The sequence below is a fragment of the uncultured Fibrobacter sp. genome (genome assembly GCF_937877005.1).
Lineage (GTDB): Bacteria > Fibrobacterota > Fibrobacteria > Fibrobacterales > Fibrobacteraceae > Fibrobacter.
The window spans coordinates 1-13408 of the sequence record NZ_CALEFV010000136.1 but is presented as its reverse complement, the minus strand read 5'-3'; the positions used below and the strand labels follow the sequence as shown (position 1 = coordinate 13408).

Genomic DNA, 13408 nt, shown 5'->3' with positions numbered 1-13408 from the left:
AAAATCTAATATTAATCATCAATTATCAATTATCAATTATCAATTAGTCGCCCACGTGGCCGTTGTGGAGGCGTTCAAGGTAATCCTTGGTTTCTTTCGAGACAATTCCGCTCAAGAGAATCAGTGCGACCAGGTTCGGGAATGCCATCAGGCCGTTGAAGATGTCGGCGCTAGTCCATACGGCACTTACCGTGAGGTACGGGCCGATAAAGATTGCCGCGATGTAGACCCAGCGGTAAATCAGGGTGGCCTTTTCGTTCTTGCCGCCCATCAGGTACTGCAGGCACTTTTCGGAATAGTATGCCCAGCCAAGAATCGTGGTGAACGCGAAGAACACCAAGGCGATGGCGAGGAAGAACGGTGCGATGACAGAACCGGCCGGAACGATGGCAAGTCCGCGGGAGAACGCTTCCATGGTGATATTCACGCCTTCGAGACCGAGCTTCGGGTCCCATGCGCCTGAAACCACGATGGCAAGGCCAGTCATGGTACAAATGATAATGGTGTCGAAGAAGGTGCCGGTCATGCAGACGAGACCCTGACGAACCGGTTCCTTGGTCTTGGCGGCTGCCGCTGCAATTGGGGCAGAACCGAGGCCCGCTTCGTTACTGAAGATGCCGCGGGCGATACCCTTCTGCATCGCGATAAAGATGGTGCCGACGGCACCGCCGGTAATGGCGCTCGGGTTGAATGCGGCTTGCACGATTGTCTGGATAGCCAGCGGAATCTGGGCGAAGTTCAAAAGCAGCAAGAGCATGCAGGCGAGAATGTAGATAATCGCCATAATTGGGACAATGTAGGTCGAAACTTTTGCGATGCGCTTTAAGCCGCCGATGATAACGGTTGCGGCGAAAATGGTAACCAAAAGGCCTGCGATGGCGGTGGTCCAAGAAATGGAATTGCCACCGAGGTTAATGAATTCAGGGGCGTTCGGGGTGAGGCGGGCCATGGCGCTGGTGATACCGTTCACCTGAGTGATGGTGCCAATGCCAAGGAGACCCGCGCCAATGCCGAATACGGCAAATATGACAGCGAGCCATTTCATGTTCCAGCCAAAGCGTTCCTTGATGCCAGTTTCGATGTAGTAGAACGGGCCTCCCAATACCTTGCCGTCTTTGCCGATAGTGCGGTACTTGACGGCGAGCAGGCCTTCGGCATACTTGGTGGCCATACCGAGGAATGCGGCCACTTCCATCCAGAAGAGGGCACCCGGGCCACCGGTACCGATAGCGGTGGCGACGCCCACGATGTTACCCGTGCCGATTGTGGCTGCAAGGGCTGTGCAGAGAGCGCCAAAGCTCGAAACTTCGCCTTCGCCGCCTTTTTCGTTGTGGAGCATGTAACGCAGTGCGTTGGGCAAGTTCAGAACTTGCATGCAGCCGAGGCGGATAGTGAGCAGGAATCCTACAAAGAGGATAAAGACAATCAGGGGCACTCCCCACACGTAGCCGTCAATAGCATCTAAGATGGAATTTAAAGTTTCCATAAGTATTCCTAAAAAAAAGGAGGCGGTTTCAGTTTATGCCTCCCAAAATAGAAAATGTTGTTCTTGTATTCGGATTACTCCGGTACGATTTTCTGTACCACATCCTCGTATTTGATGGTGGTCTTCATGAACGGATTCGGTTTGACCTGGTAAACGACTGCCGAACCGAAGTACTTGCACGAGTAGCCGCCTTCGACCTTGGTTTCGGACATCGAGATGTCCACGAGGCTATGGTAACCCGAGGCGGGCGTCACGACGGCACTGAAGAAGTAGACTTCGTTGCAGTGTTTTGGTCGGTGTAGGCGACCGGGGTCAAAGAGACAGTCGTCATGTCGTTGTCTACATCCAGAGCCTTGGGAATCGGGTACATGTTATCTGTAACGATGCTGTAGTCGGTCGATTTTTTAGTGACAACGGCTGTCTTGGTTTTTTGTACGGGCTTGTTCTTGATTTTGGCCTTGGACCTCGGCTTATGTACCGGGCTCGCTGGTTGTGTAGTTACGGGGTGCGCAACCTTCGAAAATGAATGCTGCAAAGGCGCAAATGAGTAATACGATAAATTTCTTCATGTTGTCCTCCCTAGTTATCGCAGCAACAATAAGTGATGCAGCATTTCTTTTGGGGTTCTGCCGGTACAGGTACGGGAACAATAATGGTATCGGGTTTGGGAAGAGGTTCCTTTATGATTTCCACGATGCGCTTCTTTGTAATTTCTTTTTCGATAATATCTCTGCGCTTGTATTTGTAATCTACGACGGTGGAGTATCCGAGTCCTTGCGCGACGCTGCTATGGTAGAGATCCAAAATGTCGCATATCCCTTCGCCATTGTAAGTGACGGGGCCCCACTTGTCAATTTGAAAATTGTTGAAATTTTCGAAGTTTTTTGGGATGTGCAGGGAGTCCGAAAGTACTTCGTGTTTTTTTTCCTAGGCTATGGCTGAAGTTGCCAAAGCCAAGGCGAGAATTACTGTTCGTTTAAGTTTTTTCTTTTCCATGAAAAAATATGGAACAAAAAAAATCGTTCGTTAATTTTTCTTTGTAAAAAACTTAGTGGAACTTTAAGTAACCAATAAAAAAAATTTTGGGTGATTCATCCCAAAAGGGCGAAAATGAACGGGCCCCGCTTGCAGTATAACAAAAATAACACAAAAATAGCATGAAAAAAAATGAATCTAAACAGTGAAAGATTTTGTCTTTTTTTAAGACAGGAAAGAGGTGTTTTATGGTCAAGTTTCTTTATAGCCTAGTGAGCCAAGAATCTGATATTTATTACGAGCAGACTCTTGTCTCGATGCTCTCGCTGCGGCATCATAATCCAGGGGCGTTTGTGTCGCTTCTGGTGGATGACAAGACGGATTCCAACTTGGTGGGGTTCCGTTCCAAAATCAGGGACTTGGTAGATGAATACCGGGTAATCCCTTTTGACGAAGGAACTTCGTGTATGGTCCGTTCTCGGATGCTGAAAACAAGTATGCGCCATTGGGTCGATGGCGACTTTGTCTATATCGATGGCGATACGGCGATTGCCGCCCCTTTAAATATAAAGGTCGCAGACGATTGCGATATTGCCGCCGTAACGGATTTGCATGGCCGGGAGAGTGACCGGTACCATGTCAAGCATAAACGGATGAATCTGCAGAAGAAAATCCTTGGATTTACGCTGTCCCTAGCTGACCTTTATTTTAACAGCGGCGTGATTTTTGTGCGGGACAGTGATCGCTCTCGGGAATTTTTCGAGATGTGGAATGAACTGTATCGCTACTGTACGTCCAAGGGCATTTACACGGACCAAATTTCGTTCAACGAGTGCAATCGCCTGCTGGGTTTTCCGATGAAGGAATTGCCTGGCGAATGGAATTGCCAGGTTCGCGAGGCCTACAATCATCTGTACCGCGTCAAGGTGATTTTCCCGTTGCTGTGCTCTGCGAAAATCATCCACTTCTTTGGATCAGGTATCGACGGAAAAACGGAGCCCCATCCCCTGATGAAAAAGGACTTCTTCGAAGATATCAAGAGACGTGGGCGAATCAGCGAACAGGAATTGCAGATGATTTATAACGCCAAGAATTCCTTCTACGGGGCGACCGAGCCCCTTGACAGGGAAAATAAGTTCCCCATGTTTTTTACCTATCGCCAGTTCCCGAGGTTGTTCCGGTTTGTGTCGGCGTTTCAGAAAAGATGGAATGAAATTTGCTAATGGCAAGGCAGAACGCAATGAGTTCTTCAATCCAGAACGATCAAAAATTCCTGGTAAAAAGTACGCTTTTCACGATTGTGGGGACAGTCCTCAAGGTGGTTGCCCCCGTTCTCATGATAGTCGTTGCTCGCATCTTTGGAAAGGAAATTTTTGGCATTTACATTTCGACGCAGTTGTTCGTGCTGACCCTTTGTCGCGTGGCAGTCCTTGGCCTGGATAAGGGCCTGCATCGCTATTTGCCGCAGAATAAGGTGCAGGGGCGCCCAGCCCATGAAGGCCTGGTGGAGTCGTTTTGGGTGGCCGTTACGATCGCGCTGGGCTTTTCCCTTCTGATTTGGTTTGGTTCCTTCTTCAATTTGCAACGGGTATCGTCGGGCCTTGCGATGCTTTCTTCGCTGGAAATTTCGCTGTACGGCCTTTCGGTGCTACCCTACACGATGCTCAATATGTTTGCCGGAGCGTCGGAAGGAAATAGGCATCCGCAATACAAAATTTTTATCAATGACTTTGCCGTCATGACGTTGGCGCCGTTGATTGCGATTGTGTTGCATTTCTGCGGATTCAATGACAAGTTGGCGCTACCGACGGGGTTCTTTGTGGCGAACATACTCGGGGTTGTTTCTTACTTTGTTCTAATTAACCGCCAATTTCCCCAAATTCGCTGGTTCATAAAAAAACGCGTTCCTCGCGAAATGCTGGATTTCTCGTTGCCCCTGGGCTTTTCGGAAGTCGTTTCGACATTTTTGCTTCGCGTTGACTTGTGGATGGTCCTTGCCCTTTTGGGCCCCGAAGCGGCCGGTGTTTATGCGGTGATGGTGACGATTTCGAACGGGCTCAAGACGATTCGGCAAAGCTACAATCCCATTTTGCAGCCGGTGGTGGCGGGAATGTCCAGGGACCGCCTCGGTTCGGACCTGAAGCCGGTTTACTCCTATTGCGTTTCGATGGTGACCCTGATTCAACTGGCTATTGGTTATTTTATCGTGCTGTTTCCGGAGCAGACGATGATGATTGCGGGCAAGTCCTTTGTGACGGGGAATAACCCTGTTGCGGTACTTGGGATATTGATTATCGGAAACTTGGTGAACGGTTTCTTTGGGTTGTCGGGGGCAATCATCAATGGCCTTGGGAAAAGCCGTTTTATGCTTTTGATGAACGCGGTGTCTCTTGTATTGGCGATTGCGCTGAACCGGCTCCTGATTCCTGTTCTTGGAATTGCCGGGGCGGCGGTTTCTTCGATGGCCTATCAAGTGGTGCAGTGTATCTGGATGAACTTGTACCTAAAAAAGATGGGTTACTGGCCGTATAAAAAAGCCCTTTGGATACAGGGGCTTTGGATTGTGTCGCTTGTTGCCGTAGATTATGTTGTCAACTTCGTTTATGAACCGAACCTTTGCGTAAAAGGGGCTTTTTATGTCGGAATTGCGGGACTTCTTGCGCTGACTTTTTGGTTGCAGGGACTTTCTGCCAAGAAATCCACAGACCTCTGATCGGCGGCTCCACCGATTTTCTATATTCATTGACGAAAAATGACTAAAAGTTAAATAAAGGTAAAACACATTATGTGCGAAAACTGCAATTCCGGTAAGTCTCCTGTCCGCGTCCGTTTTGCCCCGAGTCCTACGGGCTATTTGCATGTGGGCGGTGCGCGTACCGCTATTTACAACTACTTTTTTGCAAAACACATGGGCGGCACGTTCTACCTGCGAATCGAGGATACCGACCGTAAGCGTTACAACGAAACGGCTCTGCACGACCTGATGCGCGACCTCAAGTGGCTGGGGCTCCAGTGGGACGAAGGTCCGGGTTGCGAAGGCGACTGCGGCCCGTACTTCCAGAGCGAGCGTCTGGACATCTACCACCGCGAAATCAAGAAACTCTTGGACGCGGGCTGTGCCTACTACTGCTTCTGCACCGAAGAGCGCCTGCAGGAAGTCCGCGCCGAACAGGAAAAGTCCCACGTGCCGGTTACGGGATACGACCGCCATTGCCGTAACATTAGCCGCGAAGAAGCCGAGGCCCGCATTGCAGCCGGCGAGAAGGCGGTGATCCGCTTCAAGGTGCCCGAAACGGGCGTCACGGAATTCGACGACATGATCCGCGGCCACATCAGCTACCAGAACGAACTTCTGGACGACCTGGTGCTTATCAAGCGCGATGGTTACCCGACTTACCACTTTGCAAGCGTCGTGGACGACCACCTGATGGGTACGACCCACGTGCTCCGCGGCGACGAATGGATTAGCTCTACGCCCAAGCACGAACTCTTGTACAAGGCGTTCGGCTGGCAGCCGCCCGTATGGTGCCATCTGCCGGTGATTCTCGATAAGAACGGCGGTAAGCTTTCTAAGCGCAAGGGAGCCGCCTCCGTGGGCGATTTCCGCGACCTCGGCTACTTGCCGGAGACTCTCGTGAACTACCTCGCTCTCCTCGGCTGGAACCCGGGCGACGACCGCGAAGTCATGACCATCAAGGAAATGGTGGAAAGCTTCACGCTGGAACGCATCAACCCGAAGTCCGCGAGCTTCGACGAAAAGAAACTGCAGTGGATGAACGGCCAGCACATCCACCTGTGCGATGACGCTTTCCTCAAGGGTATCATGAAGGAAGGCTTGGCTGCGAAGGGTATCGACCTCTCGAAGGAACCTGAGGAACGCCTCGACGAAATCGTGAAGCAGCTGAAGCCCCGTGCCCACTTTGTGCAGGACCTGGCCGATATGGCCGTGTACTTCTTTGTTGCCCCGACGACTTACGACGAGAAGGGTGCCAAGAAGCACTTCGGCGAAGGCTCCAAAGAAGTGGCGACCCTCGTGCGCGACATGCTCGCCTCCATCGAAGACTTCAAGACGCCAGTCATCGAGAAGGGATTCTATGACCTCGCCGAACGCTGCGGCCACAAGGTCGGCGAACTCGTCGGTGCTCCGCGTCTCGCTGTGTCTGGCGTTACCGCTGGCCCCGGCCTCTGGGAAATGTTCGAAATCATCGGCAAGGAAGAAGTGCTCCGCCGCATCGACGTCGCAATGCCGCTGATGAAATAATGAGAAGTGTGTAATGTGTAGTGTGTAATGATTTCCCCATTCCACACTCCACACCCTACACCTCACACTCCACACTAATACATGCGTTCTCAGTTTCCTCATAGACTTTATACCCAGAAGTTGTTCTGTCGTTGCTGCAAGAAAGTGACGGAACACGGCGTATTTGCCCGGGAGGTCTATTCGACCTATGGGGGAATGGATCCGCGAATTCCCTTGCTTTGCAGTTGCGATGCCTGCGGAACGCTATTTGTTGCTATTTCGAGCGAGTTCGATTTTTGTAGGCGAGAGTTCGTCAATCAGGATTATGCCAAGATTTACGGTTACAATCGCATTGTTCCCGGTAACTGGGTCTATTTCAAGGGTGCCCCTAAGCCGGCTCTGGTCAAGAGCATCTTTATGGGCCCGGAAAAGGAAGTCCTGGTTGTCACTTACGATGGCGGGGCGGAGCAGAAATTGGAATTGCCGAAGGTTGTGATAGAGAACGAAGATGCTCCTGGTGGTTATCGTCTTTTGCCGGCTCAGTGTGGTGAGGTCCTGATTGGTGACCCGGTCTATCACGCTATCCGCAATCAGTTTGGTGTCGCTGTGGGCCTGGTGAATGATGGCGAAAAGGATAAGCTTGCAGTGTTGTTGAAGGACAATACGCTTGTCTTTATTACGCGTCCTCCTTTGGCACAGAATCTGCCGAATGATAGATTGCTGGCGACAGTCGAAAATAAGATCCGTCAGCTTTTCCCGGATGAATCTGGCCAGATGTCTATCGAAGTCGGACAGGGAATCGTGTATCTGAAGGGGTCTGTCAAGAACCTTTCCCTGAAACGCAATCTGGAAGCTTGCGTTAACGGGATTCCCAAGGTTCGTGGGTGTGTCAACTTTATGCGGATTCAGGCGGAACCCTACGTGACGGATACGCAGATAGAGAAGGCTATTTATGTCCTTCTCGAAAATCCCGCGCACCATCTTTTCGATTATAGCGTACAGGTGCGCGGGGGAAAGGTTCAGGTTAATGCCTGCTGTCAGGAAGAGTTCTATTCCAAGGAAATCGAAAGCCGTATTGCCGAGATTCCGGGGGTTATCGATCTTTCCTGTAGCATCAGCATTGTGCCCGAGGAATCACCCGAGATTATAAGGACCTGCCGTGAACTGGAGGCTGACCTAGCGTTGAATTCTAGGTTCAAGGGAACGAACATTCGCGTATCTTATGCGAACAAAAAATTTTTACTGGAGGGGCATGTCTTTTCGCCAATCCAGAAACATGGTGCACTCCTGGTCGCAATCGCAAAGATAAAGACCAGGCTTGTCGAAAACCGTTTAAGGCTTAGATAGTATAAAGGAGATTTGAACAATGGCATCGGGCTACGAAAAAATAAATGCAATCAAGAATAAGCTCAAGGTCAAGACGACGGTTAGCGAGCTTGCCAATCTGATGGGGTGTGGAACACGCACTATTTTTAGGCATCTGGAAGTCATTGGCAATGAAAATTGCGGCTTACGTAAATTTAAGGAAGGCGGAGAAACCTTTTATGTCATTCAGACCGAAAAGGAATTCAACTTCAATCAGGAAGTCGTGAAGCAACTGGAGAAGGTCAAGAAGAACCTTTCGGTGACATCTGCTCCGGATATCAAGACGGGCAAGATTTTGGACAAGGTCATCAAGACGATGCAGATGACCGATCCCGATGATTTCAAGCCCGAAGCAATTTCGACTGACCCGGATTATGTGTTGGATTATGGTCCGTTCAGCGACGATAAGCTGAATTCGACTCATGTCAACAAGGTCCTCAAGGCCATTCACGAAGGCTTTGCTGTCAAGATTCAGTATTGTCATGCGACAGATCATTCTGCTATCGTTGAAGAAAATAAGGAAGTGAACCCCGTCAAGGTGATCATGCGAATGGATACGCTGTACCTGATTGCCGGCGAAGAAGACGACAAGGGAAATCAGGTCTTCAAGAACTACCTGTTCGAGCAGATCAAGAATGTGCAGGAAACAAACCATGCTGTACCGAAGTTTAATTTTGACGCGGCAACGCATTACAAGTTCGCATTCGGTAAGTACACGGGGAGTGGCAAACCCGAAGATGTTACGCTTGAAATTCGAAACAGGTGGCTGCAGACGCAATTCGAACGCTCCCACTTCAATCCCGCCATTTCAAAGCGTTACGACAAGAACAAGAATATGATTGTGGACATGAAACTCCGTATCACGCCGGACTTTGTCTCTTGGCTTATGGGCGTTGCCACGGATGTCCGTATAATGAAACCGGCTTCGCTAAAGGAAACCGTCAAGCAGAAACTGAAAGACGCTTTGTCCGAAATGGACCGCTAAAATGGAATCGCACAATCTTTCTGACTATAATTTTGAGTTCCCCAAGGAACTGATTGCCAGCCGCACGGCGGGCAAGGGAAAAACCCGCATTCTGCATTGCCCGAAAGATGGCGGCGAACGCCGTATCATGAAGGCTCCTGAAATTGTGGACTTGTTCAAGCCGGGCGATTGCCTGGTCGTGAATAACACGAAGGTGATTCCTGCCCGTTTGTATGGTCATACAATGCACGGCGGCGAAGTCGAAACGCTCCTAGTTCAGGCCTTAATCCCGGCCGAAGACGGCTCCGCCCGCTACGAGGCGCAGGTGCGTCCGGGCAAGGCTTTCAAGATTGGGCGCGAACTCGATATTGCGGGTGTCAAGACGATCGTCGAAGACATCAAGGAAGACGGTGCCCGGGTGTTGCGTTTTGCGGTGACGCCTGTGGAACTCGAAGCGGTGATGAACCGTGAAGGCCACGTGCCGCTGCCGCCCTATATCGACCGCCCCGATGACGAAGATGACAAGAAGGCGTATCAGACAATATTTGCGAAGTATTCGGGCGCAGTAGCCGCTCCGACGGCGAGCCTCCACTTTAGCGAAGAAATGCTCGAAGCCCTCAAGGCGAAGGGTGTGTATGTTGCCGAAGTCACGCTGCATGTAGGCCCGGGTACATTCCAGAATATTTCGGTTGAAGACTTCACCCAGCACAAGATGCATGGCGAACATTACGAACTCACCAAGGAAAACGCCGAGATTATCAACAAGGCAAAACGCGAAGGTGGCCGCATCGTTACCGTGGGTACTACGAGTACGCGTGTCGTCGAGACGATCGCTGATGCGAACGGAATCGTGAAGGCGCAATCGGGCGTGACCCATGCGTTCTTTTACCCCGGTTACCGCTACAAGATTGTGGACGGCCTCTTGACCAATTTCCACTGGCCGAAAAGCTCCCTCATTTTGCTGGTATCTGCGTTCTACGGCCGCGAAAATACGCTTGAAGCCTACAAAATGGCGGTAGAGAACAGGATGAAGCTCTTTAGCTACGGCGACGGGATGCTGATTCTTTAAAGCTCGTTTTTTAAAGCCTGCTCTGGAATCCAGAACCAGTCGGGTCTATATTCCAGTTCGTAACAAGCTTCGTAGATGGCCTTACCGAGAATGAACGGCTGGGCTATTTCTTTAAGAGCGGCACTGTTGATTCCGGTGACTTCGCTGTAGCCCTGCAAGAATGCATTGGCGGTGATTTGTTCGAAAGACATGTCTTGCGCATTTTGGACTGCACTTGCATAGGCGAAGCTGCGGAGCATGCCAGCTATGTCTGTTGCGGGGGAACGCAGACGGCGTCTGTATTCTAGCGATCGGGTCGGTTCGCCCTCGAAATCCAGGATGGTAAAGTTTTTGCCGTTCCAGAGTACCTGTCCTAGGTGGTAGTCTCCATGGATGCGCTGTGCCTGAAGCATGTTGGGGGTGGCATGGGTGCTTTCGCAGCAATGTGCTTTTTCCAGCGACTCGATGCGCGGTACCAGATCCGTGCGACCGTTCGCCTTCAAGAGTCCAATTAGCTTTTCGAAGGGAACCTCTTCTGCCTGAATGCGGCATCCTGGTAAATCTCTCAGAGCTTCGTGCATTTGGGCGGTTGTCTTGCCGAGTTCAAAGGCGCATTTTTTCAGAAATTCGATATCGTCGCAGGATGTGAAGATATCCCAGGCGTTTTGCGCGTCAGGAACATGACTTTCGAGAATCCCGATGGCGTAGGAATTCCCGTTTCTGTCCTTGTAGTTGACATAGCCGTAAAGTTGCGGAACCTTGTCGAACGAGGACTTGTTCAGATGCAGCATCGTTTCCTGTTCGGGATGTGGGCCCGCCTGCAGACGTCTGAAGAGCTTGAAGAAAAATTGGCCTTGCAGGCAGAAAGCGGAATTGCTCTGTTCGGCGGCGAGGGGCCGCGCTTGCGATAGTGGCAAACTGGCAGGAAAAAGTGCAGTGCGAGAGAATTCGAAGGCATCGTTGCCGATGTATCCTTCGAAGCCGGCTGCAAGGAGTTCTCCTATTCTGGTTTCGTCGGTAACATTTGCATAAAGGTCGCTTGTCCCGTCCTGAAACTTTACTTGTAGAATCTGGAGGGTTACATTTTGGACATGGGTTTCGTCTACGATGACGATTTCTTGCACCGGCTTTCCTTTGCCCATGAACCAGCGCTTGGTAGAAATATCGGAAAGCATTTACCTAATTGATAATTGATGATGGATGATTGATAATTTAAAAATATTTATTGTCCATCATCAAATCCTATCTTCTACTTGGTAGTGCAGAAAAGAACCCTTGACTTCTAAGGGTGGCAAGGATTTTGAGTTGATTTTCGAGGGGCTCTTTGAGCAAACCCTCGATGACGAAGTCGGGAATCCTTTTTTGCGGTTTGAATTCTTTTGGGATATCCTTGTAATCGCTCAGTTGCCAATTTACGAGCATTTTGGGGAGGAACTGGTCCCAGGGGAACCTGTCTCCCGGATTGAGGTAGAATTTGGCTGGTTTTTTGCCGTCCTTGCCACTTAGTAGCAGGGACCCATCCCTATAGCAACAAGAAAGCACAGCCTGTCGTTCCTCGTTCTGAGTGGCAGGCTGTGCTGATATAATTAACACCATTTGCAAGGATGCGGATCCTTTAGGCGGCTAGTTCTCTTTGGATTTGCGAATACTGGTAGCCAGAGATTGCTGTAATCTTCAGGACCAATTCGCGCGTAATGCCCGCCTTGATTAACGCCTTTGCATACTGGAGTCTGGTTGTAGATGACATGTATTACCTCTTGGTAAGAGATGTGTCCCTTTTTAAAAGAAAGATACATTTTATTTTTGACATTGCAATGTCAAAAAAAAAGGTAATATTTTTGACATATTTGGCAAAATGAGCCTAACTTGTTGATAGTTAGTGAATTGCCCAAAAAAGTGAAAAAAAGGAAAACGTGATTTAAATCAATCCCGTTTGGACTATTCCATTTAGGACGGGAAATTTTTGACGGTATTCCTGCTGTGGAACAGAAAAAATTCGCGTTTTGACAAGGACGCTCGAATTCTCGTCGGCCATTTCCATAATTTCGCCTTGCGGGCTTATGATCATGGATCGGCCTCCATAGGTGTGCCCTGTGCAGTTGACTGCAGCGATGTAGACCTGGTCCTCTATGGCGCGTGCCTGTAGCAAGGTTTTCCAGTGCTCTATTCGGACGGCGGGCCATGCGGCTTGAACCGTGATGAGTTTTGCCCCTGCCTTGACGGCGTCTCGGTAGAGTTCCGGGAAGCGCAGGTCAAAGCAGATGGTCGCTGCAACTTTCCAATGGGAAATTTTAAATAAATTAACATCCGTTCCGGCAGCGAACTTGGGCTGCTCCATAAAGAAGGGGTGCCGCTTGTCGTAGCCAGCGAATTCGTTCGGATTGCCGGGTTGAAAAACGCTGCTATGGTTCAATAGTTTCCCATCGCGAATGGCGATTCCGGCTCCTAGGACGGAATAACCCGTGCGATTGGCCAGGTCGCTCAAAAAGTTCGCGGTCTCGCCGGAATCCCGCGAAGAAAAATCCTCGGCGGCACTTTCGGGATGCAGGGGAAGGTAACCTGTGGCGAACATTTCGGGAAGCACGATGAGTCCTCCGACCTTGCCGTCACATTGGATGTCTGCGGTGACTCTGCGGACCGTCTCGAAGTTTTTGGCCTTGTCGTTCGGCGCAACTTCCATTTGAACTAGAAAAATGTCGAGCATGTCCGAAATATAGAACATTCTTTTTTCTATTTTAAAAATATGAGAGTTCGATCCCTGTTTGTCTTTTTGGTGCTTTTTGCAACGGCTCTGTTTGCCGCGACTCCGACATTGATTGTGGGTGTGGTGCTTGAATCCGAATCGGACCTCCCGATCAGGGATGCCGAGATTACTTATGTCTCGGGAAAGAAACTGGGAGAGACGGATTCCGATGGTCGTTTTGAGCTTACGGTAGATTCCAAGAATGCCTCGCTTATTTTCAAGAAGCCGGGTTTTGATAGCGTTCTCGTGGAACTGCAGGATTTTGCCGACCTTTTTGACATGGTCATTACGATGCAGACTACTGCCGATGTCCGTAATCTGGGGACAAGCACCGTGATTGGTGGCGGCGGGGACAAGGCCCAGTGGACTTTTGAACGCAAGGTGAACCTGGACAAGCTTGAAGATGCGGCTGGCATGCGTTTCGATGTTACGGAACACTTGAGCCAGATGCCCGGTATTTCGGGACAGAAGGATTTTAGCAGTGCCCTGTATTACGATGGCTCGCGTGCAGGAGATGTGGCCTATCATCTGGGAAGGCTTCGCATTCCGAACATGCGTCACTTGGATGTCGGTTTTCCCGGTAACCT

General features: G+C 50.2%; 14 protein-coding genes and 1 pseudogene. 9 read left to right on the top strand and 6 right to left on the bottom strand.

What is annotated here, in order from left to right; translation table 11 throughout:
* Nucleotides 1-43 precede the first annotated feature (43 nt).
* The 3 genes from Q0628_RS06705 to Q0628_RS06695 all read right to left on the bottom strand — a co-directional run bounded on the left by Q0628_RS06705 (nucleotide 44) and on the right by Q0628_RS06695 (nucleotide 2021).
* Entirely contained in the window at nucleotides 44-1486 is a 1443-nt protein-coding gene (locus tag Q0628_RS06705) for a sodium:alanine symporter family protein (RefSeq protein WP_298769400.1), read from the bottom strand.
* A 74-nt stretch (nucleotides 1487-1560) separates the two neighbouring features.
* Complete coding sequence (locus tag Q0628_RS06700; RefSeq protein ID WP_298769398.1) at nucleotides 1561-1740, bottom strand: hypothetical protein; 180 nt, start codon at nucleotides 1738-1740, stop codon at nucleotides 1561-1563.
* Nucleotides 1737-2021, bottom strand: a complete 285-nt coding sequence (locus Q0628_RS06695) for a hypothetical protein (RefSeq protein ID WP_298769396.1) — start codon at nucleotides 2019-2021, stop codon at nucleotides 1737-1739. Before Q0628_RS06695 ends, Q0628_RS06700 begins: the two co-directional genes overlap by 4 nt.
* Between Q0628_RS06695 and Q0628_RS06690 the strand changes: the two genes are divergently transcribed.
* The 7 genes from Q0628_RS06690 to queA all read left to right on the top strand — a co-directional run bounded on the left by Q0628_RS06690 (nucleotide 2009) and on the right by queA (nucleotide 10099).
* Nucleotides 2009-2428 (top strand): hypothetical protein, encoded by a 420-nt coding sequence (locus tag Q0628_RS06690; protein ID WP_298769394.1) that lies wholly within the window; start codon nucleotides 2009-2011, stop codon nucleotides 2426-2428. The two genes, Q0628_RS06695 and Q0628_RS06690, sit on opposite strands and share 13 nt — an antisense overlap.
* A 281-nt stretch (nucleotides 2429-2709) precedes the next feature.
* Complete coding sequence (locus Q0628_RS06685; RefSeq protein WP_298769393.1) at nucleotides 2710-3684, top strand: hypothetical protein; 975 nt, start codon at nucleotides 2710-2712, stop codon at nucleotides 3682-3684.
* On the top strand, nucleotides 3684-5174 hold the full coding sequence (locus Q0628_RS06680; protein WP_298769391.1) for an oligosaccharide flippase family protein: 1491 nt from the start codon (nucleotides 3684-3686) through the stop codon (nucleotides 5172-5174). Before Q0628_RS06685 ends, Q0628_RS06680 begins: the two co-directional genes overlap by 1 nt.
* A gap of 72 nt (nucleotides 5175-5246) precedes the next feature.
* Entirely contained in the window at nucleotides 5247-6722 is a 1476-nt protein-coding gene (gltX, locus tag Q0628_RS06675) for a glutamate--tRNA ligase (RefSeq protein ID WP_298769389.1), read from the top strand.
* 81 nt (nucleotides 6723-6803) lie between these two features.
* The gene (locus tag Q0628_RS06670) at nucleotides 6804-8048 is read left to right on the top strand and encodes a BON domain-containing protein (protein ID WP_298769387.1); all 1245 of its coding nucleotides are present in this window, start codon (nucleotides 6804-6806) and stop codon (nucleotides 8046-8048) included.
* Between the two features lie 19 nt (nucleotides 8049-8067).
* A complete protein-coding gene (locus Q0628_RS06665) occupies nucleotides 8068-9051 on the top strand; it encodes a WYL domain-containing protein (protein ID WP_298769385.1) in 984 nt (327 codons plus the stop codon).
* A gap of 1 nt (nucleotide 9052) precedes the next feature.
* Complete coding sequence (gene queA / locus Q0628_RS06660; protein ID WP_298769383.1) at nucleotides 9053-10099, top strand: tRNA preQ1(34) S-adenosylmethionine ribosyltransferase-isomerase QueA; 1047 nt, start codon at nucleotides 9053-9055, stop codon at nucleotides 10097-10099.
* Here queA and Q0628_RS06655 read toward each other — a convergent pair.
* Nucleotides 10096-11253, bottom strand: a complete 1158-nt coding sequence (locus Q0628_RS06655; RefSeq protein WP_298769381.1) for a phosphotransferase — start codon at nucleotides 11251-11253, stop codon at nucleotides 10096-10098. The genes queA and Q0628_RS06655 overlap by 4 nt on opposite strands.
* Before the next feature lie 100 nt (nucleotides 11254-11353).
* On the opposite strand from Q0628_RS06655, the gene Q0628_RS06650 reads away from it, so the two are divergent.
* Nucleotides 11354-11584 carry a hypothetical protein gene (locus tag Q0628_RS06650; RefSeq protein ID WP_298769361.1) on the top strand — a complete coding sequence of 77 codons (231 nt, stop codon included), beginning with the start codon at nucleotides 11354-11356 and terminating at the stop codon, nucleotides 11582-11584.
* A 109-nt stretch (nucleotides 11585-11693) separates the two neighbouring features.
* Here Q0628_RS06650 and Q0628_RS06645 read toward each other — a convergent pair whose 3' ends face one another.
* Both Q0628_RS06645 and Q0628_RS06640 read right to left on the bottom strand, forming a co-directional pair.
* Entirely contained in the window at nucleotides 11694-11825 is a 132-nt protein-coding gene (locus Q0628_RS06645) for a hypothetical protein (protein ID WP_298769359.1), read from the bottom strand.
* A gap of 171 nt (nucleotides 11826-11996) precedes the next feature.
* On the bottom strand, nucleotides 11997-12782 hold the full coding sequence (locus Q0628_RS06640; RefSeq protein ID WP_298769357.1) for a nitrilase-related carbon-nitrogen hydrolase: 786 nt from the start codon (nucleotides 12780-12782) through the stop codon (nucleotides 11997-11999).
* A gap of 39 nt (nucleotides 12783-12821) precedes the next feature.
* On the opposite strand from Q0628_RS06640, the pseudogene Q0628_RS06635 reads away from it, so the two are divergent.
* A pseudogene (locus Q0628_RS06635) lies at nucleotides 12822-13408 on the top strand (hypothetical protein); the annotation flags it as partial.

Coding starts and splice junctions, on each gene's coding strand:
- Q0628_RS06705 (WP_298769400.1), bottom strand. CDS start 1,486: ATGGAAACTTTAAATTCCATCTTAGATGCTATTGACGGCTACGTGTGG.
- Q0628_RS06690 (WP_298769394.1), top strand. CDS start 2,009: ATGAATGCTGCAAAGGCGCAAATGAGTAATACGATAAATTTCTTCATG.
- Q0628_RS06685 (WP_298769393.1), top strand. CDS start 2,710: ATGGTCAAGTTTCTTTATAGCCTAGTGAGCCAAGAATCTGATATTTAT.
- Q0628_RS06680 (WP_298769391.1), top strand. CDS start 3,684: ATGGCAAGGCAGAACGCAATGAGTTCTTCAATCCAGAACGATCAAAAA.
- gltX (WP_298769389.1), top strand. CDS start 5,247: ATGTGCGAAAACTGCAATTCCGGTAAGTCTCCTGTCCGCGTCCGTTTT.
- Q0628_RS06670 (WP_298769387.1), top strand. CDS start 6,804: ATGCGTTCTCAGTTTCCTCATAGACTTTATACCCAGAAGTTGTTCTGT.
- Q0628_RS06665 (WP_298769385.1), top strand. CDS start 8,068: ATGGCATCGGGCTACGAAAAAATAAATGCAATCAAGAATAAGCTCAAG.
- queA (WP_298769383.1), top strand. CDS start 9,053: ATGGAATCGCACAATCTTTCTGACTATAATTTTGAGTTCCCCAAGGAA.
- Q0628_RS06655 (WP_298769381.1), bottom strand. CDS start 11,253: ATGCTTTCCGATATTTCTACCAAGCGCTGGTTCATGGGCAAAGGAAAG.
- Q0628_RS06645 (WP_298769359.1), bottom strand. CDS start 11,825: ATGTCATCTACAACCAGACTCCAGTATGCAAAGGCGTTAATCAAGGCG.
- Q0628_RS06640 (WP_298769357.1), bottom strand. CDS start 12,782: ATGCTCGACATTTTTCTAGTTCAAATGGAAGTTGCGCCGAACGACAAG.